The organism is Streptomyces thermoviolaceus (assembly GCF_045209695.1).
GTDB classification, from domain to species: domain Bacteria; phylum Actinomycetota; class Actinomycetes; order Streptomycetales; family Streptomycetaceae; genus Streptomyces; species Streptomyces thermoviolaceus.
The window spans coordinates 3,184,872-3,211,197 of record NZ_CP109280.1 but is presented as its reverse complement, the minus strand read 5'-3'; the positions used below and the strand labels follow the sequence as shown (position 1 = coordinate 3,211,197).

Here is a 26,326-nt window from a genome sequence, read left to right as displayed (position 1 = left end):
GGAGAGTCCGCCGGGCCCGGCCGGGCGGCTCCTCAGTCCCGTGCGTTCCGGGCGACCGTCGCCTCGATACCCGCGATGAGCAGGTCCAGGGCGACGTCGAAGTCGCGGTCGAGCATCTGCGCGACCGTGTCGCCGCCGCCGGCCGACAGCAGGCCGATCGACTCCCGCATCACCTCGGCGGCGTCCGGGGCACTCGTCGCCACGCTCACCGCGTGCTGGAAGTACTCGTCCGGAGCCATCCCCGCCGCGGCACAACGGGCTGCGAAATGGCCCTCGTTGGTGCCGTAGCCGTACACGAAGCGGAACACGGCGGAGATCGCACCGGCCAGACGGTCCTCGGGCAGTCCGGTGCGCCGGATGATCCGGTGCACCGCGTCCGAGAAGGCCACGTGGTTGGGGCCGATGTTGAGGAAGCTGCCGACGAGCGGCGACAGCCAGGGGTGGCGCACCAGCAGCGCCCGGTACTCCCCGGCCAGGTCGCGCAGCTGCTTCCGCCAGTCCTCGTCGTGCTGCTCGTCGGGCAGCCGCAGTTCGCCGAAGGTCGCGTCGAGGGCCAGCTCCAGCAGGTCGTCCTTGCTGCTGACGTACCAGTACAGGGACATCGCGGTGACGTTCAGCTCGGCGGCCAGCCGCCGCATGGAGAATTTGGCCATCCCCTCGGCGTCCAGCAACCGCACGCTGGCCTCGGTGATCCGCTCGAGGTCGAGCCCGGACGGCTGCCCGCCGCGTGCGCTACGGCGTGTCCTGTCCTCCAGCCACACGCTGGTCCGCGCCGCACCCCTCACCCCGGCCGGCTTCCCCATGGTGCACCTTTCTCAGCTTCACGACGGCGGTCATGCTAAGGGCCCCGCCGCGGGCCCGGGACGTGTCCGACAAGCGGCGCGCCGCACCGACCGTTCCCGGCGGCCTCTTCTTCTCCGAGTGTGCCCGCTTGGATCGGCACGCAACGCTGCCGGGGGTGCTGCCATGGGCAGGGGGCCAGGGTCAGGGGGCCACGGGGTCAAGGGGGGCAAGGGGGTCAGGAGGGCGCGAGGGCAGGAAGGCCGGGGGACGGGACGGGGCGGTACCCGGGCCGGCACCGCCCCCCGGCCGTCCGGTGCGCCGTCAGTCGCCGCTGGAGCGCCGGGTGAGGTCGTAGAAGGTCGCCGAGCCGATCGTGACCTTCTTGAAGGTCTTCTCGACCCACGCGCTGATCTGTGCGGCGGTGCCCCGGCCGCCCATGCCGCCGAGCCTGCCGCCGCCCATGCCGCCGGCGATGAAGTAGTGGATCCGGCCGTCGGCCACGTACTTCTTGAACTGGTCGAGCGTCGGGGACGGGTCGGTGCCGTTGAAACCGCCGATCGCCATCACCGGTTGTCCAGTGGCGAGTTGGTAGCTGGCCGCGTTCTGGGAACCGATGGACGCGCCCACCCATGTGTATGCCGAGGCGTTCTGCTGCAGCAGCTTCTTGGCCTCCGCGCTGACCCGGGCGCCGTCGAGCAGGCCGCCCATGCCGCCGCCCCTGCCCCTCCAGCCGCCCTCGCCCGTCCGGCCCCAGCCCGGGAAAGCGCCACCGCTGCGGCCGTAGGGCCGGCTCTGCCCGTTCGGACCGCCCTGGCCATCCGGGGCACCCTGGCCGTTCGGCGCGCCCTGTCCGTTCGGTGTGCCTTGTCCGTTATGGCCGGGCATGCCGCCACCGCCGCCAGGGAATCCGGGGAACCCGCGGAAGCCATTGCCGGAGCCGCCCCCCTGGCCGCCCTGGCCATTGGGGGCACCCTGACCGGTCGCGCCCGGCATCCCGCCACCACCCGGGCCACCGGCACCGGCCGGACCGCCGGGGCCGCCGCCCCTGCCGCCGAAGCCCAAACGGCTCGCCCCCGAAGGACCGGCCGTGACGATGGAGCCGGTGTGCGGGGAGTCCACCGTGCTCAGCGTGTACGCGGCCGGTCCGGCCAGGCAGGTGATCAGGCCCCCGGCGACCGTGACCACGGCGAGCCGCCGGCCGAGCCGGGAGACGAAGATCAGCCCGAGGGCCGCGGCCAGCCCGCCGACCAGGACGGCCCACCTCAGCCAGGGCAGATAGTCGGGGGTGCGGTGGAGCAGGACGTATCCCCAGGCGGCGGTCGCCGTCGCGGCGGCGGCCAGGGTCAGCGACGCCCACGGGCGGGACCGTTCCTGCCACAGGGCGCCCGCGCCCATGCCGACGACGGCGGCGAGGTAGGGGGAGAGCGCCACCGTGTAGTACTGGTGGAAGATGCCCGCCATGTAGCTGAAGACGCCCGCGGTCATCAGCAGGGACCCGCCCCAGGCGAGGAACGAGGCGCGGGCCAGGTCGGTGCGCACCGCCCTCCGGGTCCACACCAGCCCGGCGACCAGCAGGATCAGCGCGGCCGGCAGGAGCCAGGAGATCTGGCTGCCGACCTCGGCGTTGAACATGCGGTCCCAGCCGGTCTCGCCCCATCGGCCGCCACCGCCGAATCCGCCGGGTCCGCCGCCGCCTCCGACGCTTCCTGTCTCGTCGCCGTTGATGCGGCCGAAGCCGTTGTAGCCGAAGGTCAGCTCCAGGAAACTGTTGTGCTGCGATCCGCCGATGTACGGACGCGAGGACGCGGGCCACAGCTCGACGACGGCGACCCACCAGCCGCCCGAGACGACCAGTGCCACCGTGGCGAGCGCGAGCTGCCCCAGCCGCTTGCGCAGCCGCACGGGCGCGCAGCAGAGGTACACCAGCGCCAGCGCCGGGAGGATGAGGAAGGCCTGGAGGGTCTTGGTGAGGAAGGCCAGACCGACCACGCCGCCCGCCCACACCAGCCACCTGGTGCGGCCGTCCTCGACGCCCCGGAGCACCAGGTACACGGTGAGCGACATCAGCAGCGCGAGCAGCGCGTCCGGGTTGTTGAACCGGAACATCAGCGCCGCGACGGGGGTCAGCGCCAGCACCCCGCCCGCGATCAGCCCGGCCGCCGGGCCGAACCGGCGGCGTACGGTCGCGTACACCACGGCGACCGTGAGCACCCCCATGACGACCTGCGGCGCGAGCACCGCCCACGAGTTCAGGCCGAAGATCCGGACCGACAGCGCCATGGGCCACAGCGCGGCCGGCGGCTTGTCGACGGTGATGGCGTTGCCCGCGTCGAGCGAGCCGAAGAAGAACGCCTTCCACGAGACGCTGCCCGCCTGAACGGCCGCCGAGTAGAACGAGTTGGCGTAGCCGGAGGCGCTGAGGTTCCACAGGTAGAGCACGCCGGTCGCCAGCAGCAGCGCGAGCAGCGAGGGGCGCACCCAGGCCGGGTCCTCGGGCCGGCCCCGCCACAGGCGGCGGCCGAGCCGCGCCGCACGAGAGCCCGCCGGTGGCGGGCCCTCGTCCACGGGCGGGTCACTGGGCGGCGCCATGGTTCCGGTGCCTGCGCCGGGGGTCGTGGGGTCGTGATCCGTGCTCATCGAGGGTCCTTGGAGTCGGTTCCGAGCGGACGCACCGGGCCCCGTCGGGCGGTGTCGTCCCCTGGCTGGGGCTGCGGCTGGGTGGTCGGACACGGCTGTACGGCCGGCGGGTGGTCCCCGGTCGTCGCGCTCTGTTCCACCGTCGTGCCGTGTGCCGGAGCGGTGGTCCGCCGGTCGCGGCGGTCGGCGAAGACCCAGGCACGCAGCAGCAGGAAGCGCAGCACGGTAGCGGCGAGGTTGGCGGCGACCAGGACGGCGAGTTCGGTGGAGCGCGCCGGGTGGCTGGTCGCGGTGTTCAGGGCAGCGAGCGAGCCGCTGGTGAGCACCAGGCCGATGCAGAAGACGATCAGGCCCTGCGCCTGGTGGCGGACCACACCGCTGCGGCCGCGCACCCCGAAGGTGAGGCGGCGGTTGGCAGCCGTGTTGGCGACCGCGGAGACCAGCAGGGCGAGCGCGTTGGCGGTCTGCGAGCCGCACACCTGCCGGAAGAGGCTGTAGAGCAGCAGGTAGAACAGCGTGGACAGGACGCCCACCACGCAAAAGCCCACCAGTTGACGGGCCAGTCCCCGGGGCACGTCTCGGATCTCCCGGTCACGGGGGTCGTCGCCGAAGGGCCGGGCGAGGCGGTCCAGCGGCAGCGAACCGGTGGCCAGGGCCTTGCCGACCCGCCAGACGCCCTTCAGGTCGTCGAGGGCGGTCCGGACGATGTGCACCGTGGAGTCCGGGTCGTCGACCCAGTCCACCGGCACCTCGTGGATGCGCAGGCCGGCCCGCTCGGCGAGCACCAGCATCTCGGTGTCGAAGAACCAGCCGGTGTCCTCCACCAGCGGCAGCAGCACCTGGGCGACGTCCCGCCGGATCGCCTTGAACCCGCACTGCGCGTCGGAGAACCGGGCGTGCAGCGAGCCGCGCAGGATCAGGTTGTACATCCGGCTGACGAACTCCCGCTTGGGCCCGCGCACGACCCGGGAGGCACGGGTGAGACGGGAGCCGATCGCCAGGTCGGAGTGGCCGGAGATGAGCGGTGCCACCAGCGGCAGCAGCGCGTTCAGGTCGGTGGACAGGTCGACGTCCATGTAGGCGAGGACCGGTGCCTCGGAGGCCGACCACACGGTCCGCAGCGCGCGGCCGCGGCCCATCTGCTCCAGCCGGACACCGGTGACCTCGGAAATCTCCTCCGCCAGCCGGGCGGCCACATGCGGGGTGGCGTCCGTCGAGGCGTTGTCCGCGACGGTGATGCGGAAGCCGTAGGGAAAGGTGCGCGTCAGATGCTCGTGCAGGCGGAGCACGCACGGCCGCAGGTCCTTCTCCTCGTTGTAGACGGGGATCACCACGTCCAGGACGGGCGTTGCGGCATCTGTGGCCGGAAGGTGCTCCCGCGCCGGCAGCGCGCCGGGGGACATGTCGGTTCGCATGACCGCGACTGTTCTCAACCGCCCTGTACGGCCTGTGTGCTGACGCTGTGCCGCAGCTGTGACTTCGTCTGCCGTCCCCGGCTCGCAGTGCCTGCGGTTCCCGTTGCTCTGCTTCTGTGTCTCCTACGGACGACTGGGCTGCGGGAGTGCGGACGGCGAGCCCGCGAGCTGCGGCGGCGCTGGCTGCGAGGGCATGGACGGCGGGCACACGGGCGGAGGCGGCACAGCGTGCGGCGGAGGCGGCACAGCGTGCGGGAGGGCGGGCAGGCGGACGGTGAAGACGGTCCGTCCGGGCACGCTGTCCACGGTGACGGTGCCGCCGTGCGCGGTCGCCACGGCCTGCACGATGGCCAGCCCCAGGCCCGTCGAACCGGTCGTACGGGACCGTGCCGAGTCCCCGCGGGCGAACCGTTCGAAGACGCGCGGCAGCACCTCCGGCGGGATGCCCGGCCCGTCGTCCTGCACGTCCACGCACAGCCACGTCCCCTCCCGCCGCACCCGCGCGGTGACGGTCGTGCCCGGCGGGGTGTGCGTGCGCGCGTTGGCCAGCAGGTTGACCAGCACCTGCTGCAGCCGTGCCGGATCCGCCGGCACCAGGGCGGGTTCCTCGGGCAGGTCCAGCCGCCAGTCGTGGTCCCGGCCGGCCGCCCGTGCGTCGCTGACGGTGTCCACGACGAGCGGGACGAGGTCGCACGACTCGAAGTGCAGCGGCCGGCCCGCGTCCAGCCGGGCGAGCAGCAGCAGGTCCTCCACCAGCAGGGTCATCCGTGCGGCCTCGGACTCGATACGGTCCAGGGCGTGCCGGGTGTCGGGCCCGACCTGCTCCCTGCCGCGCCGGGTCAGTTCGGCGTATCCGCGGATGGAGGCCAGCGGGGTGCGCAGCTCGTGGCTGGCGTCCGCGACGAACTGCCGTACCCGCATCTCGCTCAGCTGCCGGGCGTGCAGAGCGCCGTGGATGTGGTCGAGCATGCGGTTGAGGGCCGCACCGACCTGGCCGGCCTCGGTGTGCGGGTCGGTCTCGGACTCGGGCACGCGCTCGCTGAGCCGCACCTCGCCGGCGTGCAGCGGGAGTTCGGACACCCGGGTGGCGAGGGCGGCCATCTTGCGCAGGGGGCGCAGGGCGACGTCGACGATGGCGGCGCCGGCCAGCGAGGCGGCGACCAGTCCGGCGGCGGTGACGCTGATCTCGACCAGGATCAGAGTGCTGATGGTGTTGTCGGCCTCGGCGGTGGGGATGGCCACGACGTACGTGCCGTTGGGTCCGGCGACGTACCGGGCCCGGTATCCGCCCAGGCCGGGGATGGACACGGTGTGCGGCATCCCGTCCCGGGCGACCGAGGCCAGGGCGGCCGTCTGTGCCGCGCCGAGGGACTGGGCGGTCAGCTGCGGGATGTTGTTGTCGCTGGTCTTCTTGCCGAACTGCGCCTCGGTGACCGAGTCGTCCTCGACGGCCGCCACGATGGTGCCCTGCGGCTGCGGGCCGTGGGTGACGAACTCGGTCAGGTCGATCCTCTTGCCCGGCTGCAACGGCGGGATGCGGCCGTCGGCCCGGTGCCCGGCCGGCGGCATGAAACCGGACGCCCGCGCCGCGACCTCGTCCAGCCGCCCGTCCAGCTGCTCGTACAGATGGGAGCGCAGGGCCAGCGTCGTCACCGTGCCGATCACCGCGCAGACCACGGCGATCAGTACCACGGAGGCGACGACGAGCCGTGTCCGCAGCGTGCGCGGCCGGCGGGGCGGGCGGGGCGCACGGAACAGACGGGGCGGACGAGGCGGACGGGGAGCGCGTGCCGAGTGCGTCGCGCGCGGGACCGCCTCGGTGCGCCCCGGCCCCGGCGCGGCTGACACCCGCCGCCCGATCACGAACTCGCGGGCTTGATCAGGTACCCGGCGCCGCGCCGGGTGTGGATCATCGGCTCGCGTCCGGCGTCGATCTTGCGCCGCAGGTAGGAGATGTACAGCTCCACGACGTTGGCCTTGCCGCCGAAGTCGTACGACCACACCCGGTCCAGGATCTGCGCCTTGCTCAGCACGCGGCGCGGGTTGCGCATCAGGAACCGCAGCAGCTCGAACTCGGTCGCGGTCAGGTGGATGCTCTCGCCGCCGCGCGTGACCTCGTGGCTGTCCTCGTCGAGGGTGAGGTCGCCGACGACGAGCACGGAGTCGGAACGCCGGTCGGCGGCGCCCGAGCGGCGGATCAGCCCGCGCAGCCGCGCGACGACCTCCTCCAGGCTGAACGGCTTGGTCACATAGTCGTCGCCGCCCGCCGTGAGACCGGCGATCCGGTCCTCGACGGCGTCCTTCGCGGTGAGGAACAGCACAGGCACGTCCGGCAGCTCGCGCCGCAGCCTCCCCAGCACGCTCAGCCCGTCCATGTCCGGCAGCATCATGTCCAGCACCACGGTGTCGGGCCGGAACTCGCGGGCGGCCTGCACGGCACCGCGGCCGTCCGCCGCGGTGCGGATCTGCCAGCCCTCGTAGCGCAGGGCCATGGACAGCAGCTCGGTGATCGACGGCTCGTCGTCCACCACCAGCACCCGGACGGGGCTCCCGTCCGGCCTCAGCAGTTCGGTGCGTCCCTTGGGCGTAGTCGTGGTCATGCCGTCACCCTGGCGACGCCCTCTGAGAGGGGTCTTTCGCGGATCTGTGATTTTCCTGAGAAACGCGCGAGCACCCACGACGCCCGGCACTCCTGCGCGCACGCCGCCCTCCGGTCAGAACAGCTCCTGCTGTTCACCGGGCACCGGCGTGTACCGGCTCACGGGCACGGTGAGTTGACCGCCGTCGGCGGCCGGAGCGAGCTGCCAGCCGGTCATCAGCCGCGTGTCCAGCACCACCACCCCGTCCCCGGTCGCCAGGTGCAGGTCGGGCCCGGCGGCCGCGACCAGGTCACCGCACACCGTCCCGCCGGGGACCAGCTCCCGTATCTGGCCGACCGCGGCCGGCAGACCCGCCAGTCCGAACACCGGCACATGGTCCACGGGCCGGAACGGCTCCCTCCGCAGTGCTTCCGGCCATCCGGCGAGCGCACCGGCCCGCTCGTGCAGCCGCCCGATCTCGGCCGCCCGGTCCGCCGCGGCCGACGGCAGCACGGACCGTACGGCCCGCTTGGCGGCGTACGGGATCCGGTCGGGCACGCCCAGCGCGGCCCGCAGCAGCTGCTCGGCGCGCCGGGCGGCCATCAGCGGGCCGGTGCCCAGCCAGCTGAAGCAGACCGCGCCCTGCTCCAGCAGCCGCGCCGGGCCCCGCTCGACCGCGGTGATCCCGACCTTGACCAGGCCGGGCCCGAACCAGGCCAGGTACACGCGATACGGCCGGGGATCGTCCACGGCGGTGTCCGCGGCCACCGAGCGCGCCCGCTCCAGCCGTGCGCACTCCTCGCACCGCGCCCCCGTGCTCCGCCCCGGCACCACCGCACCGGTGGCGCACGCGTTCCCCCGCGCCCCCGAGCATCTGCGCACTCCCCCTTCCGCGACCCTGAAGGCCACGCGTTTCCCCCTCGGCAGCGTGCTCGCACGCCCGCCCCGCCACGCCAGCACAGGCCCGTCCGCCGACCAGCGCAGCCCCGAGCACGTCCACACCGCCATCACCCACGAGACTACGAGCCCCCACCGACAACGCCCCGGCACGCTGCACCCGGCCGGCGCGGCAGGAGAGCGGGGCGCGGCGGCGCCGTCACAGCCGGGTCACGCAGCGGACGGCATAGCGATCACCGGGCAGCAGGATGTCGGCCACCTCGACGACCTGCCCGCTCACGTCGTGCAGCGTCTTGCGGATCTCCATGACCGGCACCCCCGGTGCCAGCCCCAGCTCCCGGGCCTCCGCGTCGGTCGGCGGACGTGCGGTGACCACCTCCTCCACCCGCGCCACCTCGACGCCCACGGTGGACAGCTGGTGCATGGTCCCGCCGGGCCAGGGCTCGTTGGAGGCGTCGAGCAGCTCGGGGTTCCGCGCGGCCAGGGCGTACGGAAGACAGGAGCGGCAGACGTTCAACGGCGTGCCCTCACCGGCCGGCCTCGTGCGATACGTCCGCCGGAGCAGCGCGGTCCCCGTCCCGACGCCGAGAGCGGCGGCAAGATCCGCCGACGCCTCCACCCGGTCGTACACGGCCCGGAACGCCAGTCGGCCGGTGGGCAGCCCCGTCTCCTGCTCGGTGGCCCCGGTGCTGCGGCGTTCCCGCAGGTCGGCGTGGGTCCGCTCCTTCTCCCACCGGTGCCGCAGCGTGGACCGCACGGCCCTGCACCGCGTCGGGTGCCGCATGCGCTCGTCGTCGTTCATGCCTGCCGGGTTCCCCGGTACGCGCTCCCTTTTCCCCCTGCCCGCCTGCGGGGACGGACGGGGCCGGCCGACCGGGACGGGCCCGCGTGGGGGTGTGTCCCGTCCCTCAGGGATGGAACCGCCACCGGCCCTCGGAGACGACGTCCACCTCGCCGTCCCGGACCCGCACGGCCGTGTCGTCGTCGAGGAACCAGAGCGGGAAGTCCGCCCGCGCGACGATGCGGTCGGCCCAGGCGTCGTCCCGCTCGGGGAAGTCCGGCGAGTACAGGTGCGGCTTGACGTACCAGTCGAACAGGCCGAACGGCGGCTCCACGGTCGTCGCACCGAGCACATGGAGGTCCGCGCTGTCCCCGATGACGTCGGCGGAGTGCTCGTTCAGATGCCGGCTGAAGATCATCGATCCGGCGCTGAACCCGACGTAGACCCGGCTCCGCAGGGCCTCGAGGAAACCGTCGGCCAGCCCGTTGCCGGTGATGCTGCGGGCGAGGTGGTAGTGGTTGCCGCCTCCGACGTGGACGACGTCGGCGTGCAGCAGCCGGTCGAGCACCGTCCGCCGGGGCAGGCCGTTCAGCTCCAGGATGTCGAACTCGCGCCAGCCGAGACCGTGCAGCCGGTTCATGTCCGCGAGGACCCACCCGTGATCCCCGGGTTCGGCGACCGACGCCGTGGGCACGTACACGACGTTCGCCGATCCGAACGGCTTGCCCAGCATGTCCCGCAACGCTTCCCGCAACGTCTCGTTGCGCACGCCGCCCGCCGTCAGCAGAAGATTCACCGGGCGAGCCAAGCACACCGCATCGGGGCGGCGCAACGGACATAAACGGGGGGCACGGTCGTGCGCCGGGGCGTCCGGCTGCCACGGAGTGATCGGTTTCCGGCCGCGTCGATGTCAGCGACCGCTGTCGACAGCGGATGCCAGAAGCCCCCGGGATGATCCCGGGGGCTTCTGCCCTGTGCGCACTCGGCAGGATTCGAACCTGCAACCTTCTGATCCGTAGTCAGATGCTCTATCCGTTAAGCTACGAGTGCTTGTTCTGTTGTCGTCACCGCTTCCGGTTCCTTTCGGCCCCTCGCGGCGACACCAAGAACATTACATGATTCCCCGCCGTCATGTGAAATCCATATCCCGCACCCCCTCTGACCTGCGCAAACGCGTCCGGTGACGTACAGCGGGCGGCAGGGGACGGCGGCGTCGAGGACGCCCGTGGGCACCAGATCGACGGCAGATCGACAGTGGATCGGTGGTGGTTCGGCGGCGGATCGCCGGCGCATGGCCCGCGCGTCCGCCCCGGAGGACCACAGCCCGCGGCACCGGCGGGTCGACCGAGGGGGCACGGGGAGGGAAGGCCGGCCAAGTCCGGAGGCACCGCCCCGAGGACCCGACCCGCCCGGGCGGCCGCCCCGAAGACCGGGAACCCGGGCGGCCGCCCCGAAGACCGGGAACGACGAACCGGAGAGCGAGAACGACAGAGCGAGAACGCCGAAGCCCCGGTCTCACGACCGGGGCTTCGGTGCTCACGCGCGGAGGCGGAGGGATTTGAACCCTCGATGGGCTTTAAGGCCCAAACCGCATTAGCAGTGCGGCGCCATAGACCGGACTAGGCGACGCCTCCAGCACAACCACCGACACATGCGCATCAGCAGTGCGTGCAGATGATGACACAGCCACGCGGGGTGTCACCAATCGCTGCCCACGGTACTAGGCGGAACCGCTCCAGAGCAAAGCCCTCGCCGTGACGTCGGCGCGGCGGCGGGCCCCGGCGGGACGTGCGGGCGGGGGTGCGCCGCGCAACGTACCGGGCAGCGGTGCGTTAGTCCGGGCATGATGCAGCTGAATCTTTCCCTCTCGGGGCACCCGGGGCCGCGACGGCTCCCGGGTGCCGGCCGGCGCCGCGTGCTGCGGCGGGTGCTCCTCGGCGTCTCCGCCTGTGCCGCCGCGCTCACCGCGGTGGCCGCCCTGCCCGCCGCCGCGGCCCCCGGTGCGCCGCCACCGGTCCGGGACGAGGACCGCGCCGGAGACCACCTCACGGTCACGGTGCGGCACGCGGGCGCGGCGCACGACGGGACGTGGCAGCTGTACTGCCACCCCGAGGGCGGCACGCACCCGGACGTGCGGGGCGCGTGCGCGCTGCTCGACCGCAGCGTGCGCTGGGGGCGTGACCTCTTCGCGCCCGTGCCGCAGGGCAGCGCCTGCACGCTGCAGTACGGCGGGCCGGCCACCGCGCACCTCACCGGTGTCTGGGCCGGGCGGCGGGTGGACGCGGACTACGACCGCCGCAACGGCTGTGAGATCGACCGCTGGAACCGGCTGGTGCCCCTCCTGCCCGACCTGCGCTCCTGACGTCGCCGGCGGCCCGGTGCCGCCCCGCCCGCGGCTTCGCGGACCGTCTTCGGGTCCGGCCGCGGCGGGCGGCCGGATCACCGGGCCGGACGTGTGCCGCACGGCACAGCGCCGGACGGGCGGGACCGTTCAGGACCCGGCGGTCCGAGGACCGACGCGGGCCCGGGAGCAGCAGGCGTAAAGGTCCTGCGGAGGTCGCGCGAAGTACCGTCGTGCGCCCCCCGGTTCACGGCCGTTCGCCCGTGTGACCTCCCACCCGTCCGGCGTCGCAGCTGCAACCCCAGCGCATAGACTCGCTCGCGTGACACGCTGCGGGCCGGTTGGCAAGATGACCCCCGCGGTCGGCAAGGTGCGGTGACAGGGAGGAAGCGTCTCGTGAGCAGCAGGCCATCCCGAGGCGCTGCTCGCCTCGCTGCCATACTCGACGCCCTCCCCGACGCGCTGCTGCTGGTCAACGCCAACGGCACCGTCGTCAACGCCAACACCATCGCCCTGGAGGCGTTCGAGACCCCCGGCACGGCCCTGGTGGGGCGCGGACTGCTGGACCTGCTGCCGCAGTTCGACTCCAAGCTGATCCCCGGGTCGATGCGCCGGCCCGACCACATCGACCCGCGCGGCCGCACCAAGCCGACCCGGATGGTGGCGCGGCGCACCGACGGCAGCGAGTTCCCGGTCGAGGTCACCAGCGCGAATCTGCAGAACGGCCAGCAGGCCTACGACGGCTCCGGCTACACCGGCGACGAACTGCTGATGCTGGTGGTGCGCGACCTGTCCGGCACCGTGGACACCGAGGCGGAGCTGGCCCGTTCGCAGCGGCAGACCGAGATGATCCTGCGGGCCGCCGCCGAGGGCGTGGTGGGCACCGACACCGACGGGCGGATCGTGCTCGTCAACCCCGCGGCCGCGCAGATCCTGGGCTACCGGGCCGGCGAACTCGGCGGCCGCGAGCTGCACACCCTGGTCCTGCACTCCCGCGCCGACGGCTCGCCGTTCCCGTACGACGAGTCGCCGCTCGCCGACACCCTGCGCTCCGGCCGCAAGCACCGGGTGCGCGGGCAGGTGCTGTGGTCCAAGTCCGGGGAGAAGGTGCCCGTCGACCTGACCACCGCGCCGGTGCGCGACGGCGACCAGCTCGTCGGCGCCGTGATGACCTTCACCGACCGGCGGCCGTACGACGCCCTCGCCGAGGAGAAGGCCGCCGCCGAGAAGAAGCACGCGGAGGAACTGGAGAAGCTCGCCGAGGAGCACGCCTCCGAACTCACCGCGCTGCGTCAGGAGCACGTCGCCGAGATCGAGAAGCTCGGCGAGCGGCACGCGGAGGAACTCGCCGCGAGCGAGGAGCGGTACACCGCCCTCGGCGAACGCGAGAAGGAACGCTACGAGGCGCTCGCCGCCCGGCACGGGCAGCTGCTGACGCTGCTCGGCTCGTCCCTGCGCGGCCCCCTGGAGGAGCTGCGCCGCGAACTGTCCGCGCTCGCCGCCGACAACGCCGGACAGCTGTGGCCGGAGGCCAACCAGGTCCTGCACCACCTGTCGGCCGGCTACTCCCGCATCACCACCCTCATCGACAACGTCCTGGCCTACCAGCGCCTCGACGCGGGCAGCGAGGAGATCACCCGCACCAAGGTGATGCTGGACTCCGTGGTGGCCGCCGGCATCGACGGTGCGGTGGAACTGGTCGGGCCCGGACGGCTGCAGTTCGCCGTGCACGCGCCGCCCATCGAGGCCGAGGTCGACCCGCACCGCCTGGCCACCGCGCTCGCCCACCTGGTCGCGGACGTCGCCGGCGTCGACGCGACCGGCAACACCCCGGTGTCGGCCACCGGTTACATGGACAACACCGTCGTGGTGGCGGCCGCGCAGCGCGGCGAGGTCGCGCGGATCGAGGTGCGCGGCCCGTACGCCGGCGGGGACCCGGTGCACGAGCCGATCGTGCGCGGGATCGTGCGCGCGCACGGCGGTGTGCTGCAGACCCACGAGGTGCCGGGGACGAGCGGCAACGCGTACGTCCTGGAAGTGCCGCTCGGCAGCGGCGCGGGCACCGTCATGGCCGGCCAGGACCAGGTGCCGGCCCCTCACGACCTGGCCGCCCTCGGCCCGGCCGCCGAGGCGCAGCCGGAAGCGGACGCCGGCGCCGCACCGACCGCCCCCGCCGAGGACGCTGCCCCCTCTGAGGCCGCGAAGGCGCAAGGCGCACCCGCGGACGCCGGGGCCGCGCCGGGCGCGCTGCCCGCGCCCGCGCAGCAGCCGTCCGGCGGGCGGCGGCGGGCGCGCCGGGCGTCCACGGACGCCTTCCTGGAGCCCGAGGGCGACGCCTCGGCCGTACCGGCTCCGACCGGGCGGCGCAGGCGGCGGGCGGCCGAGGAGACCCCGCAGATCCCGGCCCAGGCCGGCGGCGAGGTCTCCGGCGGCACCGGTCGGCGTCGCGGGCGCCCCGCCGAGGACGCGGAGGCGGCCCAGGGTTCCGTGGTCACGGCGGCGGAGCACGCCGCGGGAACGGCGGCGTCCGGTCCCGGTCTCGGCGGCACGGTGCCGCCGCAGGGCATGCCCGCCGCGCCCACCGGACGTCGTGCCCGCCGGGCCGGCGACGCGCCGCACGCGCTGCCGTCCGGTGCCGGCGCCCTGCCCGCGCCGTCCGCCGCACAGCCCGTCCCGCCGAGCGGGGCGCCGGTCGCACAACCCGTCCCGCCGCACGGGGCGCCGGTCGCACAACCCGTCCCGCCGCACGGGGCGCCGGTCGCGCAGCCGGTGCCGCCCGCCGCGTCGCACGCCCCGGCCGGGCAGCCCGACGTGGCCGCCGCCGGCACGCCCGGGGCGCAGCCGACCGGGCGCCGACGGCGGGCCCTGGCCTCGGCCACGGAGCGGAGCGCCGCGCAGGAGCCGAACCCCCGTGCGGTGTTCGCCCTGCCGCCCGCCGAGGCCGACCGGCCGTCGCCCGGACCGGAGGCACCGGCCGTGCCCGGACCGTCCGAGGCCGCCCCGGCCGTGGGCCGGATCCCGGCACAGGCCGCTCCGGACGCCGCCGGTCAGCCGGACGGGCAGCCCGACGCCGTACCGCACGACCACGCGGACGACGCCGCCGCGCCGCAGCCGCATCCCACGGGCACACCGACGGGACGCCGGCGGCGGGCCGTCGCCCTGCCCCCGGAGAGCCCGGCGGCGGGGGCACCGGCGCAGGAATCGTCCGCACCGGACGCGCCGGAGATGCCGCAGCTCTCCCCCGTCGTTCCGCCGACGGGCGTGCCGGGCGCGCCGCAGGCGGGCGCCGGTCGGCCGGCCGTGGATGCCGCGCCCGCACAGGCCGCCGGGACCGCGCGGCCGACGGCACAGCCGCTGCCGCAGTCCCCGTCGACGCAGGCCGCACCGCTGCCCGCCGAGACCACGGCCACGGCCGGGCAGAGCGCTCCCGCCGCCCCTCTTCCGCCGTCCACGGCCCCGGCTGCCGAGGACCCGGCCTCCGCCGCCCCCGGCACCGCCGGCGCGACGGAGCAGGGTCCCGCGCCCTCCGGTGCCACCCCTGCGCCGGGTGCGGAGCTGCCCGCCCCGGCGCCGCAGCCGTGGCCGGCCGCCGACGGCGCCGCGACCACCCCGGCCGCGGGCACCGCCGTACCGCCGACCGGCACCGCCGGGCCCGTACCGCCGGCCGCGCCGGGTGTCCCGGTGCCACCGGCCGGTGCCGCGCCGGGCGTGCCCGTCCCCGCGCACGGCACCGCTCCCGCCGCGCCCGTGCCCCCGGTGGGCACGCCGGACACCCCGCCCACGGCGACCGCGCCGACGCCCGCCGCCGCCCCCGCACCCGGGGACGCGCCCGCCGCCGGTACGCCCGCCGCCCCGGCTGCCGGAGCGCAGCCGCAGGTCACACCGGCCCGGGGGACACCGGCCGCCACCCCGCTGCCGCCCGAGCAGCCCCCCGCCCAGGCAGCGGGGCACGCCCCGGCGCAGCCCGGCGGCCGGGCGCAGCGCCTGGCGCAGCCGTTGCCCGCGGAGACCGGTGTGCCGGCCGACTCCGACACCACGCAGGGCCGCGCGATCAGCGTGCGCACCCTCGGTCAGGGGGTGCCGTTCGGCCACCAGGCCGCCCAGGTGCAGCAGCCCTCGGCGACCCCGGCCCCGCACTCGTCCGGCGGCTCCGGACGCCGGCGCAAGCTGGGCACCCGGTCCGACGCGATGGCACGCCCCGAGCAGCGGTCCGAGCAGCAGGGCGCCCGCCCGCACCCGCCGGCCGACCAGCCCCACAGCGCCCCCGCGGCCCAGCCGCAGCCGCCGGCCGGTCCGGCCCGGCTCACCCGGGCCACCCAGGGCGCCGGGCGGTCGTACGCCATCAGCGCCCCGGACGAGAACGCCGCCGAAGGACCCGAACCGCTGGACGGTCCGGGCGGCGCGGTGGAGGTCGCCGACCCGCCGCGCCCGCAGCCGATGGACGACGAACTGCCGCCGGAGCCGCTGGACAACCCGCGCCGGCTGCTGGTCTGGCCGGCCCCCGACGCCTCCACCCAGCAGGCGCTGAGCGACCGCGGGTACCGGCCGGTGATCGTGCACTCGCGCGAGGAGGTCGACGCGCAGATCGCGGCGTTCCCCGCGGCGCTGTTCGTCGACCCGCTGACCGGTCCGATCACCCGGACGGCGCTGCAGTCGCTGCGCCAGGCCGCGGTCGCCGCCCAGGTGCCGGTGCTGGTCACGGCGGGGCTCGGGCAGGCGAGCCGCGAGGCCGCCTACGGCGCCGATCCGGCCGTGCTGCTCAAGGCACTGGCGCCGCGCGACAGCGAGCAGCACCCGCCGCGCGTGCTGCTGATCGAGGAGCGCACGGAGATCGCGCTGGCGCTGACCGAGGCGCTGCAGCGGCGCGGGATCCAGGTGGCGCGGGCCACGAGCGACAGCGAGGCGGTGACCACGGCCGGCCGGTTCCACCCGAACCTGGTCGTGCTGGACCTGATGCAGATGCAGCAGCACCGCGCCGGGATCGTCGACTGGCTGCGCGCGAACGGGCACCTCAACCGCACTCCGCTGGTCGTCTACACGGCCGCCGTCGACCAGGCGGACCTGCCGCGGCTGGCCTCGGGCGAGACGGTGCTGTTCCTCGCGGAGCGGTCCACCAGTCCCGAGGTGCAGACCCGGATCGTGGATCTGCTGGCCCGTATCGGCGTCAACTGACCGCGGGCGGCGGGCGGGACGGTGCGGCGCGGCCCGCCCGTCGCCGCCGTCCTCCGGTGCACGGTGGGGCGGCGGGCGGGCCGCTCCGGTCTCACAGCCGGGTGACGTCCAGCTCCCCGGCGGCGTACTGCCGGCGCAGCACCTTCTTGTCGAACTTGCCCACGGACGTCTTCGGGACCGCGTCGACGACCGTCCAGCGCTCCGGCAGCTGCCACTTGGCGATCCTGGCCTCCTCGGCGAGGAAGGTGCGCAGGGCGGCGAAGTCCGCGGCGGCACCGTCCTTGAGGACGACCGTGGCCAGCGGACGCTCCCCCCACCGCTCGTCCGGGACGGCGACGACGGCGGCCTCGACGACGTCCGGATGGGCCATCAGGGCGTTCTCCAGCGCCACCGAGGAGATCCATTCGCCGCCGGACTTGATGACGTCCTTGGCGCGGTCGGTGAGGGTGAGGTAGCCGTCGGGCGAGATGGTGCCGACGTCACCGGTCTTCAGCCAGCCGTCCGGGCTGAACTTGTCCTCGGGGCGCAGCGGTTCGGCGTCCGGTCCGTTGTAGTAGGCCCCGGCGATCCACGGGCCGCGCACCTCCAGCTCGCCGGCGGACTTCCCGTCCCAGGGGAGGCGTTCGCCGTCGGGGCCGGTCAGCCGGGCCTCCACACCGGCCGGGAAGCGGCCCTGGGTGAGCCGGTAGCCGAGTTCCTCGTCCGTGCCGACCGCGTGCGCCGGGGGCCGGGCGACCGTGCCCAGCGGGGAGGTCTCCGTCATGCCCCAGGCGTGGCAGACCCGCATGCCTCTCGCGTCGAAGGCCTCCATCAGGGACCGCGGGCAGGCCGAACCGCCGATGGTGACCTGCGCGAGAGAGGAGACGTCCCGGGGACGGGCGTTCAGTTCGGCGAGCAGGCCCTGCCAGATGGTGGGGACGGCGGCCGCGTGGGTCGGGCGCTCCCGTTCGATCATCTCGGCGAGCGGGGCGGGCTGCAGGAACCGGTCCGGCATCAGCATGTTGAAGCCGGTCATGAACGTGGCGTGGGGCAGACCCCAGGCGTTCACATGGAACTGGGGCACCACGATCAGGGAGGTGTCCCGGTCGGTCAGGCCCATGGACTCCGCCATGTTGACCTGCATGGAGTGCAGATAGATCGAACGGTGGCTGTAGACCACGCCCTTGGGGTCGCCGGTGGTGCCGGAGGTGTAGCACATGGCGGCGGCCTGCCGCTCGTCGATCTCCGGCCAGTCGTAGGTGACCGGCCGGCCGGCGATCAGCTCCTCGTAGTCGTGCACCCGCGCGTGCGTGCCCTCGAGCGCGGACCGGTCGCCCGCGCCCGAGACGACGACGTGCTGGACGCTCGTCATCCGCGGCAGCAGCGGGGCGAGCACCGGGATCAGCGACCCGTCGACGACGACGACCCGGTCGGCGGCGTGCTGGACGATCCACACCAGCTGCTCGGCGGGCAGCCGCAGGTTCAGGGTGTGCAGCACCGCACCCATCGCGGGCACGGCGAAGTACGCCTCGACGTGCTCGGCGTTGTTGAACATCAGGGTCGCCACCCGGTCGTCGCCCCGGACGCCGAGTTCGTCGTGCAGGGCGTGCGCCAGCTGGGCCGCCCGTGCACCGGCCTCGGCGAAGGTGCGCCGGCGCGGCTCGCCCTCGCCGGTCCAGGTCGTGATCCGGGACCGTGCGTGCACACGCATCCCGTGGTCGAGGAGGCGGGTGACGGTCAGCGGTACGTCCTGCATGGTGCTCAGCACAGCGGTCCTCCCGTGGCGCGTTGCCTGCGCGGCGGTAGCGAGTTGCGCCGATTCTGCGCGCATACCACGCGGTATGTCACTAGGCGGGAGTGATCGATCAGCGGTTTCCCGTCCCGTCGGCGTCCGCGACCGCTCCGTACGGCGTCCACGCCCGCGACCGCCCCGGCCGGTGCACGCACCGGCCCGCCGCGGTCACCGCACGCAGTCCAGCTCCGCGTCCTCGCGCAGCTTGCCCAGCGCCCGGGACACCGCCGACTTCACCGTGCCCACGGACACCCCCAGCACCTCGGCGGTCTGCGCCTCGGAGAGGTCCTCGTAGTACCTGAGGACGACCATCGCCCGCTGCCGGGTGGGCAGTTTGGTGACCGCCCGCCACATGGCGTCGCGCAGCGCCTGCTGCTCCGCGGGATCGGCCGCGCCGGACCCCGTCTCCGGCTCCGGCAGCTCGCCGCACGCGAACTCGTCCACCTTGCGCTTGCGCCACTGCGAGGTGCGGGTGTTCAGCAGGGCGCGCCGGACGTACCCGTCCAGTGCCCGCTGGTCCTCGATGCGTTCCCACGCGGCGTAGGTCTTGGCGAGCGCGGTCTGCAGCAGGTCCTCCGCGTCGCTCGGGTTTGCGGTCAGCGACCGGGCGGTACGCAGCAGCACCGGCCGGCGGTGGCGCACATAGGCGCTGAACGACACATACGCCGGGCCCGGTGACACCGGTACGGCGGCGGTGGGCGCGCTGGTGCAGACGGGTGTGGTCATGGCACCACGCTAGAAGCGGCACCCGCCCCGGCGGATCGCCCGCAGGTGTCGGAGCCGAGTCCGCCTCAGGTCGGAGGGGTGGGGCCGGCCGCACCTCCTGCAGGTGGAGGAATCACCGGCCTCATCTGAGGGTTCGCCCCTGAGTGAGGCGCCGCGTCCGGAGTCCGCCGGCCCTCGGGCGGGCCGCGTGCACGGCCGCCGCGGCACCGGGCGGACCCGTCCCCGTGTCCCCGAACGCGCCGGTGCGGCGGCACCGAAGCACCGCCGCACCGGCGTGTTGCATCCCCACAAGCACACCCACCAGGTCAGGGCCGACGCATCCCCGAGCTGCGCGCCGGCCCACCCCGGCTCACCACAGCGGACTGAAGGTGATGGCGACGTTCCTGTTGCCCTGCTGGACGTTCGTGAACGCCGACCGGTTCACCTGAGCGGTGTTGCTCTGGTTGGAAGCGCCGTTCCCGATCGCCTGCTGCTGGCTGGTGGACGAGTTGCCGCTGTTGTTGTGTCCGACGCCGCTGCCGACGACACCGGCGACGCCCGCGTTCGATCGGTTGCCCGCGACAGCGCCGGTGTCCGCGGCGGCGATGCCGCCGAAGAGAACGGCCGCGAGCGGCACAGCGGAGACGGCGGCGAGGACACGGGCGGTACGGATGCTTGCCATATTGCTCCTCCGAGAGGTACGCACCGGCTGCCTGCCGGGAGTACATGAAGCTGCGTGAAGCGATCTGAACTACGGCTCTCACCAGGGCAGTTGGCCGACCGCCCCGGCGCTCTCTCACGACGTCGCAAGATCAGAGTTGCCCACGGATCACCGCCGGACCACCTCTGAGGCCCCGATTCGCACCTAAGCGTGAGGACAAGTCGATAAACCCCTTTCACCACCTTTCTCGCCCTCTTCTTCCCCCAGGCACCGGCAAGCGATCGGTCGCCCCAAGCGCCACCAGGGGTGAACCGTTTCCCCAGCAGTCGTCCGACCGGGCGACCGCACCCCCGCCCCCGGGGCGCACCGCCCGTGCGCCCCCACCCGGCGCTCGAACAGACACACGTCCCGGACCGCCCTCTCCCGGACGCGAAAACCACCGGCTGCACTCCGGGGCGGCGCCAGGCGCACGCGCATCCTCGTGCGGTGCCGGCACTGATACACGCTCACCACCACTGCCCGGGAAGGGCAGTCGAGCAGGAGACGACGCGACGACGACTGCCTGCGACGGACCGGCCGGACGCCGACCGGAACAGACCGCGCTCTCCGCCCCCCGGCATCGAGGCTCACGCACCGTCATTCGTCCCGGGCGACAATGCCCGCGAACGCGAGGATCGCGATGCGGTTCCACCACACCGGGACAGGACGCTGTACACGGCCATCCAGGTCCGTGCCTCTGGCCACGAGGACGCCGATGCCATGAGGCATCTGAACGAGACCTGCACGGACGCCGTCGAGAAGGCGCAGTGCGGTGAGCCCGGTGGCCCCGTGCGGATGAGTGCTGGAGGCATCACGCGGACCGGCGGCCGGCCCCGCCCCGCCCGGCACGGCCCGCGCATGCCGACGGCCCCCGGCCCTCACCCCGGGCCGGGGGCCGTGCTGCTGCTCGGTGCTGCGGAGGCGGTGGGATTTGAACCCACGGTGACATCGCTGCCACGACGGTTTTCAAGACCGTTCCCTTAGGCCGCTCGGGCAACCCACCTCGGCCCCGTCCCACCTGGGGCGGAGCGCCTACAGACTACCGGTCTCGGGCCTCGCGCGGGGCTCGTGGTCCACACGGGGTCCACTGACTCCGTTTCGGGGCACTTCCCGATCTGGAGCACTCCACACGGGGCACGCGGCGTCGGTACCGTCAAGGGTAGAAGCCCCGACGGATGGAGCACGATGCCTCGCCGCCTGCTGGACCGCCGGCGCCTCGCCTATAGGGGGGCGCGCTGATGCTGGAAGAAGCCGAAGAGATCGGCAATCGCGTACGCCGCGCCCGGCTCCGCCTGGGCATGACTCAGGCTGACCTCGCTGCCGCCCTGGGCAAGACGCAGGGCTGGGTGTCCAAGATGGAACGCGGCCTCATCGAACTGGATCGCGTCGGCCTGCTCAACCTGATCGCCTCGGAGCTGCACGTACACCCGAACGACTTGATCGGACGGCCATACAACAGCTCTCCGGCCGAGAATCAGTGGCAGGTCTCTGCCGCAGCGATCATGCGCGAACTGCGCCGCTACGACCTCGCTCCCGTCTTCGACGGGACACCCCGGCCAGCTCGTCAGCTGTGGCAGGAAACCACTCGACTGCACCGCCTGCGCGATGCTGCGGCCAACACGGCCATCATGGAGGTACTCCCCGACCTCTTCCGTGAGACGCGCGCCCTGGCCGAAGTCGCCACGGGCCACGAGCGGGAAGAGGCGTACGCGATCTATGCGGTGTGCTGCAAGTTCGCTCACACGTCCGCGCACGCCCTGGGGCACCCTGAGCTGGTCGCCATGGCATGTGAACGGGCCGCTTGGTCCGCGCGGCTGTCGGGCGACCCGGTCATGCCTGCTGTCGCCGACTGGATGCGCGTGTGGGACATGTGGGCCACGGCGGACTGGGATGACGCCATTGCCCTGTCTGACCGCGCGCTCCGAAGCGTGCAGCAGGAATACGACCGTGGTGAGCCGCTGGCCGTGAGGGCGTGGGGGTCTCTGCAACTGCGTGCGGCTGTCTCGGCTGCGCGGGGTGGTCGCAAGGCCGAAGCGAAAGACCGGATCAAGCACGCGCGGGCTGCCGCCAAGCGGATGGTGGAGACCGTCGGCCCTCCGGTCTACGACCGCCACAGCCTCACCTTCTCGCCGGGCAACGTGCAGATCCACGCGATCAGCGTCGCCCTGGAGATGCACGAGCAACGCGAGGCGCTGTCGATCAACCGGCGCACGAGCAAGGAGGTGATCGAGTCGCTTCCCAACTCCCGGCAGGGTCACCACCACATGGACCTGGCACGGGCCTGGCTGTGGGACGGGAACCGCGACAAGGCGCTGAAGGAACTGGAGAAGGCCGAGCGCATCGCCCCCCAGCTCGTACGCAATCACCCCATCGCCCGGTCAACACTGCGCAGCATCGTGTACGCCGAGCGGGCGAGCACCCGCGAGAAGCTGCGCCGCATGTCAGACCGCTTCCACCTCGACGGGTGAGGGTCGTATTCCTACGGTTCATATTCGGCCCCGGAAATATTCCTAGCTTCGGGGCATGGCCGAACGAACCGCGAAGCAACTTCCCGCTCGTGGCGCTGAGTTAAGCGCTGGCGCCCCGTTCCACCCCCGCCTCGGCGACCTGGCGCTCGACCTCGCCAAGGGCGGGAAGATCGGCGTATGCGTCGCCCTGCCGAGCGACACCTCGGCGTCGTACCACCTGCGCCCGCCGGGCGGGGGAGAAGACTGGCGTGCCAAGTCGGACGGGACCACCCTGCGCCCCGTGCCGGTCCCGGTCACGCACGTCACGCCAATGCGGCTAGACGCCATCTACGACCACCGCGCCCAGCAGGCCGCGCTGCCCGTAACCGTCCACTACGAAGACGGCGGCACCTGCGAGACGGTGCTCGTGCTCACCCCGGCGCAGGTTGAGCTGTACTCCATCCAGTTCACCCAGCTCATCGCCGCGAGGGAATCGGCACGGGAGCACACGCGGTGAGCCCGGCCGTGCTGACGCTCGCCCCGCCGGCCTCTGCACGTGCCCCGATGCGGTCGCCCATAGCCTTCCGCTGTGAGGCGACCGCCCACGACCTCAGCGGCTCTCGCGAGGTCCTGCTCGCCACCTACCGTGGCCGCTCCCCGCGCCTCGCTGCCCGCTGGCTCCGCGCGGAAGCTCACCGCCTCGCCCGGCTGCTGTCCCCGGCCCCTGACGCTCTGTTCCTCCGAGACGCACCCCTCACGGCCGCTGGCCCGGACGTTCCTCGCCCTGACGCAGCCCTGCGTGCGTGGGCAGAAGACGACCGCGCCTACGAGCACACGTTGCGCTCTCTCGCCACGGGCCGGGCGTTCATATTCACCGTGACGGACTCCGACGCCCGGTACTCCCTCCGCGTGTATCCGCTGCCCACCCGCCGACCAGCGCCCCCACAAGCTCCCGTCCCCGCCCGGTGCCCACCCCACTCCCCGGCGGGGACGGGCCGCCACCGAAGACCGCGAGGGCGGCGCACCTTCCGATGACTCCCGCCCCCGCGCTTTTCCTGGTTCCCCCCAGCGCGGGGGCGGGTCCACCACCCGACCGCTGAAGCACACCCGCCGCTCTGCGGCGCTGTCCTGCCCATCTACCGAGGGGAAGACGCGGTGACCACCTATCCCGTATCGCCGAACACCGTGCTCGCCAACGCGCTCACGAGTGCGGAAGACCTGCTCAGGCCGCACATCGTAAACGCGGAACCCGAGCGGATCGTGTTCGTGGTGGGAACGCAGATCAACGGTGCCCCGCACATCGGAACGTCCCTGGTCCAGTCGCTCACCTTCGCCGCGGCGGCCCGCATCCGCGACCGGTTCGGCGTCCCGGCCGTAGTGCAGTTCAGCGCACTGGACAACGCCCCGTACGCCATCGTCACCGACAAGGAGAGCGGTCACCACTACCAGCGCGCCTACGCCCACGCCCTCGGCGCGGCCGGCATCGCCGAGCAGATCGACAAGCTCTACCGGCCGCTGTTCACCGCGCTCTCCGAGCGGCTGAAGGTGCCGTTCTCGGTCGAGACGTACACCCAGCAGCAAGCGGCCCCGCACTTCCGGCGCACCTGGCTGCGCGTGCTGCCGCGCATGGACGCCGCCCGCTGGTACTTGTCCCCGTCGTCCGGCGTGCCGCACGTCCGTGTCCCCTGCCCGCGTCCCGGCTGCGGGGGGGGGCCGAGAAGTACGCCGAGCGCACCCGCGTACGTGACGACGGCTTCGAGCGGGCAACCGTCTCGGCCGTGTGCCTGCACCACGGTGAGTACGAGGTGGTCATCGAACCGGCGGACGGCGGCTACCTGGACCTGGCCACGCTCTACCGCAATCTGGTCAAGGAACTGATGATCAGCGGGGCAGTCGGCACGCTGTACGTCATGGTGAAGGGCAGCGACTGGATGCCCGGATGCATCCTCGTCGACGGTGCCCTACAGGCGGTCGGCCTCACCCGCGGGCAATTGCCCGCCCGGCTGTTCTGCCCCCAGGTCGTCACGGACACGGGCGCGAAGCTGTCCAAGTCCCTGATCCGCGAGGGGCGCGCACCCTTGCCTGACGGTGCGGCCCCCTGGATGCTCGACACCCGAGAGTGGCCCGGCTCGTTGGGTGAGTACGTCGACCGCTTGCTCGGTCTGACGGACGTGTTACTCGCCGACCCCCGCCACTTCTTCCGCTCGTACTCGGCCGGTGAACTCGGCCGGCTCATGTCCACTGCAACTGCTAGGAGCGTTCCCGCCCGATGACGGAAACTGCCGCCGCGCGCGTCCACGAACTGAACCTCTACCGCCGGTACTTCGACCTTGTCGCCGCTGGTCAGAAGACAATCGAGGTGCGGGTGAAGTATCCCCACCTCGAAGACCTGGCCGCCGGAGACGTCATCCGCTTCCGCATCAAGGGCACGGACGAGACCTGTGACGTCCTGGTCAAGCGGGTCACGGAGTACAAGACGTTCGAGGAACTGCTCGACGGGGAGGGGCCTGCGAACGTCAACCCGGTCTCCTCCCGCGAGCAGCAGCTCGCCAACATCCGCGAGATCTACCCGGCGGAGAAGGAAGCGCTCGGCGCGCTCGCCATCGAGATCGAGCTGCTGCCGAAGTAAGCCCGCCGTGCCGCCCTCGGTCCCCCGAGAGGGCGTACGGCTTCCCTGGCGCCCGCCGCTCGCCGCCCGTGCCGCGATCGGCGGGCGCCCACAGAAGAGACCGGACCACCCCTCAGCCTGGACAGCGTGCCGGGTGGTCCGGTCGGGGGAATCCCTGATCAGGACCCCGGTGCCGATGGTACCGGGGTGGTCGGCGTGCCCGAACTCGGGTGCGACTGCAACCCCCTTGCCTCAACGCGAAGTTAGAGAGGGTCACTGTTGCAGCTCGGTCGGACGCATCCCAGTTCTGACCTGCACCACCGAAAGTCAGCCACGGCGGCGGGTCCGCCGAACGAGCACCCGTCACGTGTGTCTCCAGCAACCCCCCGCCGGCCTCAGCCACGCTTCTTCCATTCGTCACGGCCCTCGCCCCGGTCCCGGCCTGGGCGTTGCCGACGCGGCTGCCTGACATATGGGCCTGCCTGCGGCTGTGAAGTCCAGTGGTTGCGAAGTGCGGACTGGTCGGGTGGCTGGGCCTCGCTTGGTCGGTGTCGGCCTGGTCCTGGTGCTCGGACTGGTCGGGTTGCTTCCTGCTCAGGCTGTCCGCCTCGGCGTTGCTGCGCGCTGAGCGGGTGGGGGCCGCCGGAGCGGGGCGGCAGACAGGAGCGGCGGCGGCCCGTGGCCGCCAGCGCGCGCGGCCCGCCGAAGGCGGGCCGCCTTGATCCAGTAAAGAAACTCTGAACAGCTCCGCTGCGCTGGGCCCGTGGCCGGTCATGCGGCCATGCGCTGTCCCCGCCTCGCAATCCGTTCCGCAACTTTCGAGACGCTTTGGACGCTTATGGCCGTATTGCTGCCCCTTTGTTCTAGCGGTCGGCGGAAACTATCCACAGGTCGGCCGATGCATGGTTGTGGCCTGTGGAAAAGCCAGCGACTTACCACAGCCCTCGTTATGCATTCGTGACCCTGGAGGCGCCTTGGTGGTAAGCGGTCTGGTCGGTTCGACGTGCTGGCCATTCGGTGGTGAGTCGGGCCGTTATGCGCTTGTGACCTTGGTCGCCCCTCCGTGGTAGGCGGCATGGTCAGGGGCGAGTGATGAACTGGCAGTGCAGATGCCCGATGATCTGTGATGCGGGTCACGGAGGGGCGGCGTCACACCGGAGCGGATTTTCGAACCTGTCTGTAAGTGAGGGCAGGTGATCGCTCGTCGCGGTGGAGGTGTCCGCTCCGGCGGAGCTAGCGACGAAAGAGGTGAAAGGAGTGGTCGGCGTCACATCTGTTCAGGGTCACACGCGACCCGAAAAACCGACCTCTATGGGCGTCCGCTCGAAACGGGCGGCGCAACATAGCCGACGATCCCCGGTTAGCCAAACCGGCGTTTCTCCAGACCATTGATGCACTGCCCGGACGACTGGAAGGACCGGCCCCGGCTTCCGAGACGGCCCCAGAACCCGCCCCGGCCCCCGTTGCCGCGACGGAACCCGCCCGAGAGC

At 73.0% G+C, this 26,326-nt stretch carries 16 protein-coding genes, 3 tRNA genes and 1 pseudogene; 6 read left to right on the top strand and 14 right to left on the bottom strand.

What is annotated here, in order from left to right:
- Positions 1-32: 32 nt before the first annotated feature.
- From OG899_RS14025 to OG899_RS13980, 10 genes are all read right to left on the bottom strand, one after another.
- On the bottom strand, positions 33-803 hold the full coding sequence (locus tag OG899_RS14025) for a TetR/AcrR family transcriptional regulator (RefSeq protein WP_189343440.1): 771 nt from the start codon (positions 801-803) through the stop codon (positions 33-35).
- 301 nt (positions 804-1,104) lie between these two features.
- The gene (locus tag OG899_RS14020) at positions 1,105-3,420 is read right to left on the bottom strand and encodes a glycosyltransferase family 39 protein (RefSeq protein WP_189427955.1); all 2,316 of its coding nucleotides are present in this window, start codon (positions 3,418-3,420) and stop codon (positions 1,105-1,107) included.
- Positions 3,417-4,835 (bottom strand): bifunctional glycosyltransferase family 2/GtrA family protein, encoded by a 1,419-nt coding sequence (locus OG899_RS14015; RefSeq protein ID WP_189427954.1) that lies wholly within the window; start codon positions 4,833-4,835, stop codon positions 3,417-3,419. Before OG899_RS14015 ends, OG899_RS14020 begins: the two co-directional genes overlap by 4 nt.
- A gap of 123 nt (positions 4,836-4,958) precedes the next feature.
- On the bottom strand, positions 4,959-6,593 hold the full coding sequence (locus OG899_RS14010) for a cell wall metabolism sensor histidine kinase WalK (RefSeq protein ID WP_229814027.1): 1,635 nt from the start codon (positions 6,591-6,593) through the stop codon (positions 4,959-4,961).
- 101 nt (positions 6,594-6,694) lie between these two features.
- Complete coding sequence (locus OG899_RS14005) at positions 6,695-7,435, bottom strand: response regulator transcription factor (protein WP_125500502.1); 741 nt, start codon at positions 7,433-7,435, stop codon at positions 6,695-6,697.
- A gap of 114 nt (positions 7,436-7,549) precedes the next feature.
- The gene (locus OG899_RS14000) at positions 7,550-8,422 is read right to left on the bottom strand and encodes a DUF2797 domain-containing protein (protein WP_373296042.1); all 873 of its coding nucleotides are present in this window, start codon (positions 8,420-8,422) and stop codon (positions 7,550-7,552) included.
- A gap of 88 nt (positions 8,423-8,510) precedes the next feature.
- The gene (locus OG899_RS13995) at positions 8,511-9,113 is read right to left on the bottom strand and encodes a UTRA domain-containing protein (RefSeq protein ID WP_229814018.1); all 603 of its coding nucleotides are present in this window, start codon (positions 9,111-9,113) and stop codon (positions 8,511-8,513) included.
- Positions 9,114-9,219: 106 nt separating this feature from the next.
- On the bottom strand, positions 9,220-9,888 hold the full coding sequence (locus OG899_RS13990; protein WP_125500504.1) for a Type 1 glutamine amidotransferase-like domain-containing protein: 669 nt from the start codon (positions 9,886-9,888) through the stop codon (positions 9,220-9,222).
- Between the two features lie 181 nt (positions 9,889-10,069).
- A tRNA-Arg gene (locus OG899_RS13985) sits at positions 10,070-10,142 on the bottom strand.
- Between the two features lie 493 nt (positions 10,143-10,635).
- Positions 10,636-10,726 (bottom strand) — tRNA-Ser (locus OG899_RS13980).
- A gap of 209 nt (positions 10,727-10,935) precedes the next feature.
- Between OG899_RS13980 and OG899_RS13975 the strand changes: the two genes are divergently transcribed.
- The gene (locus OG899_RS13975; protein WP_125500505.1) at positions 10,936-11,454 is read left to right on the top strand and encodes an SSI family serine proteinase inhibitor; all 519 of its coding nucleotides are present in this window, start codon (positions 10,936-10,938) and stop codon (positions 11,452-11,454) included.
- A 375-nt stretch (positions 11,455-11,829) separates the two neighbouring features.
- On the top strand, positions 11,830-16,605 hold the full coding sequence (locus OG899_RS13970; protein ID WP_189427953.1) for a PAS domain-containing protein: 4,776 nt from the start codon (positions 11,830-11,832) through the stop codon (positions 16,603-16,605).
- Between the two features lie 91 nt (positions 16,606-16,696).
- Here OG899_RS13970 and OG899_RS13965 read toward each other — a convergent pair whose 3' ends face one another.
- The 4 genes from OG899_RS13965 to OG899_RS13950 form a co-directional block, all read right to left on the bottom strand.
- The gene (locus tag OG899_RS13965; RefSeq protein WP_125500552.1) at positions 16,697-18,352 is read right to left on the bottom strand and encodes a long-chain fatty acid--CoA ligase; all 1,656 of its coding nucleotides are present in this window, start codon (positions 18,350-18,352) and stop codon (positions 16,697-16,699) included.
- Between the two features lie 192 nt (positions 18,353-18,544).
- Positions 18,545-19,102, bottom strand: a complete 558-nt coding sequence (locus tag OG899_RS13960) for a SigE family RNA polymerase sigma factor (protein ID WP_125500551.1) — start codon at positions 19,100-19,102, stop codon at positions 18,545-18,547.
- Between the two features lie 349 nt (positions 19,103-19,451).
- The gene (locus OG899_RS13955; RefSeq protein ID WP_125500550.1) at positions 19,452-19,763 is read right to left on the bottom strand and encodes a hypothetical protein; all 312 of its coding nucleotides are present in this window, start codon (positions 19,761-19,763) and stop codon (positions 19,452-19,454) included.
- A gap of 934 nt (positions 19,764-20,697) precedes the next feature.
- A tRNA-Ser gene (locus OG899_RS13950) sits at positions 20,698-20,786 on the bottom strand.
- 233 nt (positions 20,787-21,019) lie between these two features.
- Between OG899_RS13950 and OG899_RS13945 the strand changes: the two genes are divergently transcribed.
- The 4 genes and pseudogenes from OG899_RS13945 to OG899_RS13930 all read left to right on the top strand — a co-directional run bounded on the left by OG899_RS13945 (position 21,020) and on the right by OG899_RS13930 (position 24,857).
- The gene (locus tag OG899_RS13945) at positions 21,020-22,249 is read left to right on the top strand and encodes a helix-turn-helix domain-containing protein (RefSeq protein WP_125500549.1); all 1,230 of its coding nucleotides are present in this window, start codon (positions 21,020-21,022) and stop codon (positions 22,247-22,249) included.
- Between the two features lie 55 nt (positions 22,250-22,304).
- Entirely contained in the window at positions 22,305-22,745 is a 441-nt protein-coding gene (locus OG899_RS13940) for a hypothetical protein (protein ID WP_125500548.1), read from the top strand.
- Between the two features lie 638 nt (positions 22,746-23,383).
- Positions 23,384-24,501 (top strand): annotated as a pseudogene (locus tag OG899_RS13935) (hypothetical protein).
- Positions 24,498-24,857, top strand: coding sequence for an ASCH domain-containing protein (locus OG899_RS13930; protein WP_168131809.1), 360 nt, complete (start codon positions 24,498-24,500; stop codon positions 24,855-24,857). Before OG899_RS13935 ends, OG899_RS13930 begins: the two are co-directional and overlap by 4 nt.
- Positions 24,858-26,326: the final 1,469 nt, after the last annotated feature.